The organism is Mesorhizobium sp. WSM4833 (assembly GCF_055811095.1).
Map to the genome: position 1 here is coordinate 1 of NZ_JBVVQG010000041.1, position 1155 is coordinate 1155.

1 protein-coding gene is annotated in these 1155 nt (G+C 62.2%); it reads left to right on the forward strand.

Annotated elements, in window-relative coordinates; genetic code table 11:
• Window positions 1-194 precede the first annotated feature (194 nt).
• Window positions 195-1133 (forward strand): IS110 family RNA-guided transposase, encoded by a 939-nt coding sequence (locus AC0L2D_RS31760; protein ID WP_063172372.1) that lies wholly within the window; start codon window positions 195-197, stop codon window positions 1131-1133.
• The last annotated feature ends 22 nt before the right edge of the window (window positions 1134-1155 follow it).

Below are 1155 nucleotides of genomic sequence, written 5' to 3' on the forward strand. Positions count from 1 at the left end.
TTGTATCTACACGAGAGAGATTTCGTGGGATTAGAGCGATTGAGCCAAGGTCCGGGTGGCCGCCCGGACCTTGGCTTGGCGAAGTCGCCCGTACCACCTGAGGTTACAGCCGCGGGAGAGCTTGGGATCTTCGCCTTCATCACGCACGACCGAACAGTCGCTTGGTTCCAACCGTACGCACAAGGCAGGTTACCGTGAACAGGATTATTTGTGGAGTTGATGTTTCGAAAGATTGGCTGGACGCGCATGTCTGGCCTGGCGGAGCGGCAGCGCGCTTCGCCAACGACGCGGCGGGGATCGCAGCTCTTTGGCTGTTCTGCCGCAGCCATGACGCAGCCCTTGCGGTGATGGAGGCATCGGGCGGCTATGAACGGCTGGGATTCATGCTCTTGTGGGCGCACGGCATGCCGTGCGGCGTGGTCAATGCCAAGAGCGTGCGCCGTTTCGCCGAGGCGATGGGCTATCTTGAGAAGACCGACAGGATCGACGCCGCTGTCATCGCCCACTACGGCGCAGTCAAGAACACTGTGCCGACGCCACCGCCAAGCGCCGCCCAGCAGCGGCTTGCCGCGTTGGTTGGCCGGCTTTGCCAGATTGTCGGCGATGCGACCATCAACAAGCAGCGTAGAAGTGCCGCACGCGACGCCGAGGTATGCGCCAGCATCGAGGCGATGCTGGCCTTCCTCAAGCGCGAGCAACGGCGCCTTGAAGGCGAGATTGCCTCGATGATCGATGACGATCCGCTGTGGGCCAGGCTGGAGCAGGCCTTTCGTTCGCTGAAGGGCGTGGCCGGACGCACCGTCGCCCGCCTGATGGCCGAACTGCCCGAGATCGGCCTCATCTCCAACAAGGCCATCGCCAAGCTGGCAGGCCTCGCTCCCTTCGCCAACGATAGCGGCAAGCGCACCGGCAACAGGCATGTGCGCGGCGGACGCGCCGGGCCGCGTGGCATCCTCTTCATCGTCGCAGCCATCGTGGCCAAATTCGATCCCAATCTCAAAGCTTTCGCTCAACGGTTGCAACAGGCGGGAAAGCCAAAAATGCTCATCCGCATCGCACTCGCCAGAAAACTCCTCGTCATCCTCAATGCAAAAGCACGCGATGCGCGCAACGAGTTCGCGAGTGCAACTTGACACCCCAGATAGTCGCTCTCCC